Origin of the sequence: Achromobacter sp. DH1f (assembly GCF_000633435.1) — a bacterium.
GTDB classification, from domain to species: domain Bacteria; phylum Pseudomonadota; class Gammaproteobacteria; order Burkholderiales; family Burkholderiaceae_B; genus Achromobacter; species Achromobacter deleyi.
This window is the reverse complement of sequence record NZ_AYMF01000052.1, coordinates 1-5364: the sequence shown is the minus strand read 5'-3', so window position 1 is coordinate 5364 and position 5364 is coordinate 1. Positions and strand designations below refer to the sequence as shown.

The window sequence follows — 5364 nt, the reverse complement described above, 5'->3', positions numbered from 1 at the left end:
GCTCGATGATCACGCACAGTGGGGTGTAATTGGTGTTGGCTGACTGCTGACGGTGCAGCCAGATTTTGTATTGAACGACACTTGGAACGCTATACCACCAGGTCATAACCATCAGTGTTATAGGATCAAGCCTCACGAGCAATTAGTATCGGTTAGCTTAACGCATTACTGCGCTTCCACACCCGACCTATCAACGTCCTGGTCTCGAACGACTCTTCAGGGGGATCAAGTCCCCGGGATACCTAATCTTCAGACGAGTTTCCCGCTTAGATGCCTTCAGCGGTTATCTCTTCCGTACTTAGCTACCCGGCAATGCCATTGGCATGACAACCGGTACACCAGAGGTACGTCCACTCCGGTCCTCTCGTACTAGGAGCAGGCTCCGTCAAGTATCCAACGCCCACGGCAGATAGGGACCAAACTGTCTCACGACGTTTTAAACCCAGCTCACGTACCTCTTTAAATGGCGAACAGCCATACCCTTGGGACCGGCTACAGCCCCAGGATGAGATGAGCCGACATCGAGGTGCCAAACACCGCCGTCGATATGAACTCTTGGGCGGTATCAGCCTGTTATCCCCAGAGTACCTTTTATCCGTTGAGCGATGGCCCTTCCATTCAGAACCACCGGATCACTATGTCCTGCTTTCGCACCTGTTCGACTTGTCAGTCTCACAGTCAAGCACGCTTATGCCATTGCACTATCAGCACGATTTCCGACCGTACCTAGCGTACCTTCGAACTCCTCCGTTACACTTTGGGAGGAGACCGCCCCAGTCAAACTGCCCACCATGCACTGTCCCCGATCCGGATAACGGACCAAGGTTAGAACCGCAAACAAACCAGGGTGGTATTTCAAGGATGGCTCCACGTGATCTAGCGACCACGCTTCAAAGCCTCCCACCTATCCTACACAGGCCGGTTCACAGTCCAATGCAAAGCTACAGTAAAGGTTCATGGGGTCTTTCCGTCTAGCCGCGGGTAGATTGCATCATCACAAACACTTCAACTTCGCTGAGTCTCAGGAGGAGACAGTGTGGCCATCGTTACGCCATTCGTGCAGGTCGGAACTTACCCGACAAGGAATTTCGCTACCTTAGGACCGTTATAGTTACGGCCGCCGTTTACCGGGGCTTCGATCAAGAGCTTGCACCCCATCACTTAACCTTCCGGCACCGGGCAGGCGTCACACCCTATACGTCGACTTTCGTCTTTGCAGAGTGCTGTGTTTTTAATAAACAGTCGCAGCCACCGATTCTCTGCGACCCCATCATGCTAAGCGCGCAGGCGCTTCACACTACCGGGGTATACCTTCTCCCGAAGTTACGGTATCAATTTGCCGAGTTCCTTCTCCTGAGTTCTCTCAAGCGCCTTGGAATATTCATCCCGTCCACCTGTGTCGGTTTGCGGTACGGTCTCGTACAGCTGAAGCTTAGAGGCTTTTCTTGGAACCACTTCCAATCACTTCGCAAGCAATGCTCGCTCGTGCCATACCCTTGATTTACGCGCCCGGATTTGCCTAAGCGCCATCTTCGATACAGCAACAGGGACATCCAACACCCTGATGATCTTCCGCGATCCGTCCCCCCATCGCACTGTACGACGGTACTGGAATATTAACCAGTTTCCCATCAGCTACGCATCTCTGCCTCGCCTTAGGGGCCGACTCACCCTGCGCCGATGAACGTTGCGCAGGAAACCTTGGACTTACGGCGAGGGGGCTTTTCACCCCCTTTATCGCTACTCATGTCAGCATTCGCACTTCTGATACCTCCAGCAGCCTTTACAAGCCACCTTCGCAGGCTTACAGAACGCTCTCCTACCGCGTGCACTAAAAGTGCACACCCGCAGCTTCGGTTTATCGCTTAGCCCCGTTACATCTTCCGCGCAGGACGACTCGATCAGTGAGCTATTACGCTTTCTTTAAAGGATGGCTGCTTCTAAGCCAACCTCCTGACTGTCTATGCCTTCCCACTTCGTTTCCCACTTAGCGATAATTCGGGACCTTAGCTGGCGGTCTGGGTTGTTTCCCTCTTGAGTCCGGACGTTAGCACCCGGTGCTCTGTCTCCCAAGCTGTACTTGCGGGTATTCGGAGTTTGCCATAGTTTGGTAAGTCGCCATGACCCCCTAGCTATAACAGTGCTCTACCCCCCGCAGTAATACTTGAGGCACTACCTAAATAGTTTTCGGAGAGAACCAGCTATTTCCAGATTTGTTTAGCCTTTCACCCCTATCCACAGCTCATCCCCTAATTTTTCAACATTAGTGGGTTCGGTCCTCCAGCACGTGTTACCGTGCCTTCAACCTGGCCATGGATAGATCATCTGGTTTCGGGTCTACACCCAGCGACTGAATCGCCCTATTCGGACTCGCTTTCGCTACGGCTTCCCTATTCGGTTAACCTTGCCACTGAATGTAAGTCGCTGACCCATTATACAAAAGGTACGCAGTCACCCCACAAGGAGGCTCCTACTGTTTGTATGCATACGGTTTCAGGATCTATTTCACTCCCCTTCCGGGGTTCTTTTCGCCTTTCCCTCACGGTACTGGTTCACTATCGGTCGATCACGAGTATTTAGCCTTGGAGGATGGTCCCCCCATCTTCAAACAGGATTTCACGTGTCCCGCCCTACTTTTCTTACGCTTAGTTCCACACACAAAATTTCATCTACAGGGCTATCACCTGCTACGGCCGGACTTTCCATTCCGTTCGATTATCTTGCATGCTAAAACGTAAAGGCTCTTCCGATTTCGCTCGCCACTACTTTCGGAATCTCGGTTGATTTCTTTTCCTCGAGCTACTGAGATGTTTCAGTTCACCCGGTTCGCTTCCACTAGCCTATGTATTCAGCTAGGGATACTGCATTGCTGCAGTGGGTTTCCCCATTCGGACATCTACGGATCAAAGCTTGTTTGCCAGCTCCCCGTAGCTTTTCGCAGGCTACTACGTCCTTCATCGCCTGTGATCGCCAAGGCATCCACCATATGCACTTAGTCGCTTGATCCTATAACGCTGTAGGCTATAGGACCTGAGTATTAGCGTTTGTGCCGTTCATAAGTTTCAAAGCAGTCTGAAGTTATTCACTTCAGTCTTGAGAACTTGGAACAAAATAATGCAATCACAACCCGTACTTATCTTCATCGACTTGCGTCGAGTACTTGATAAGTACATTTCGTTGTGCTTCTTCCAGATTGTTAAAGAACGAATATAGCTGTTAGGTAAAACCTAACTCATAAGACCGTCGATTTATTTAATCACGATGCTATGAGTTAGCCTCTACACGTCACCACCAGGTGACTGTTTGAGAATCAATGGTGGAGGTGAACGGGATCGAACCGATGACATCCTGCTTGCAAAGCAGGCGCTCTCCCAGCTGAGCTACACCCCCATATTCAACGCCTGGCGTTAAATACTTGGTGGGTCTGGTTGGATTCGAACCAACGACCCCCGCCTTATCAAGACGGTGCTCTAACCGACTGAGCTACAGACCCAAAACCTTCTCGGATCAGTAGTCAGGATGCCATGGACACAGGGAGGAATCCCTCTACCCAAGCCCACAACCGATCCCAGCTATATATCAAACAACCGATAAGAGTGGACGCTTAACACGAGCACTAAGCTCTGAAAGGAGGTGATCCAGCCGCACCTTCCGATACGGCTACCTTGTTACGACTTCACCCCAGTCATGAATCCTACCGTGGTAATCGCCCCCCTTGCGGTTAGGCTAACTACTTCTGGTAAAACCCACTCCCATGGTGTGACGGGCGGTGTGTACAAGACCCGGGAACGTATTCACCGCGACATGCTGATCCGCGATTACTAGCGATTCCGACTTCACGCAGTCGAGTTGCAGACTGCGATCCGGACTACGATCGGGTTTCTGGGATTGGCTCCCCCTCGCGGGTTGGCGACCCTCTGTCCCGACCATTGTATGACGTGTGAAGCCCTACCCATAAGGGCCATGAGGACTTGACGTCATCCCCACCTTCCTCCGGTTTGTCACCGGCAGTCTCATTAGAGTGCCCTTTCGTAGCAACTAATGACAAGGGTTGCGCTCGTTGCGGGACTTAACCCAACATCTCACGACACGAGCTGACGACAGCCATGCAGCACCTGTGTTCCGGTTCTCTTGCGAGCACTTCCAAATCTCTTCGAAATTCCAGACATGTCAAGGGTAGGTAAGGTTTTTCGCGTTGCATCGAATTAATCCACATCATCCACCGCTTGTGCGGGTCCCCGTCAATTCCTTTGAGTTTTAATCTTGCGACCGTACTCCCCAGGCGGTCAACTTCACGCGTTAGCTGCGCTACCAAGGCCCGAAGGCCCCAACAGCTAGTTGACATCGTTTAGGGCGTGGACTACCAGGGTATCTAATCCTGTTTGCTCCCCACGCTTTCGTGCATGAGCGTCAGTGTTATCCCAGGAGGCTGCCTTCGCCATCGGTGTTCCTCCGCATATCTACGCATTTCACTGCTACACGCGGAATTCCACCTCCCTCTGACACACTCTAGCTCGGTAGTTAAAAATGCAGTTCCAAAGTTAAGCTCTGGGATTTCACATCTTTCTTTCCGAACCGCCTGCGCACGCTTTACGCCCAGTAATTCCGATTAACGCTTGCACCCTACGTATTACCGCGGCTGCTGGCACGTAGTTAGCCGGTGCTTATTCTGCAGGTACCGTCAGTTTCACGGGGTATTAGCCCATGACGTTTCTTTCCTGCCAAAAGTGCTTTACAACCCGAAGGCCTTCATCGCACACGCGGGATGGCTGGATCAGGGTTTCCCCCATTGTCCAAAATTCCCCACTGCTGCCTCCCGTAGGAGTCTGGGCCGTGTCTCAGTCCCAGTGTGGCTGGTCGTCCTCTCAAACCAGCTACGGATCGTCGCCTTGGTGAGCCGTTACCCCACCAACTAGCTAATCCGATATCGGCCGCTCTAATAGTGCAAGGTCTTGCGATCCCCTGCTTTCCCCCGTAGGGCGTATGCGGTATTAGCTACGCTTTCGCGTAGTTATCCCCCGCTACTAGGCACGTTCCGATACATTACTCACCCGTTCGCCACTCGCCACCAGACCGAAGTCCGTGCTGCCGTTCGACTTGCATGTGTAAGGCATCCCGCTAGCGTTCAATCTGAGCCAGGATCAAACTCTTCAGTTTAATCTCTGTATTTGTTCGTATTTCTTAACCCCCGAAAGGGTCGAGTCATACGTCGCTACTCAAAGGAAGTGAGGTATGTTCTTAAACTTGACGTCTAAGGTACTTCACTTCTAGTGAGCACTTGATTTCATTGTGCTTGTGACCGAAGTCACTCTGCACTCGCATCAAGCGCCCACACTTATCGGTTGTTTAATTGTTAAAGAGCGG

The 5364-nt window shown here is 51.8% G+C and carries 2 tRNA genes and 2 rRNA genes; all 4 read right to left on the bottom strand.

Annotated features, from left to right (window positions below):
• Positions 1-121: 121 nt before the first annotated feature.
• Positions 122-3006: ribosomal RNA gene (locus tag U858_RS0132155) — 23S ribosomal RNA — on the bottom strand.
• Between the two features lie 308 nt (positions 3007-3314).
• Positions 3315-3390: transfer RNA gene (locus tag U858_RS0132150), tRNA-Ala, on the bottom strand.
• 26 nt (positions 3391-3416) lie between these two features.
• Positions 3417-3493: transfer RNA gene (locus tag U858_RS0132145), tRNA-Ile, on the bottom strand.
• Between the two features lie 133 nt (positions 3494-3626).
• Positions 3627-5157: ribosomal RNA gene (locus U858_RS0132140) — 16S ribosomal RNA — on the bottom strand.
• Together the 16S and 23S rRNA genes with 2 tRNA genes alongside form the textbook arrangement of a ribosomal RNA operon.
• Positions 5158-5364 lie beyond the last annotated feature (207 nt).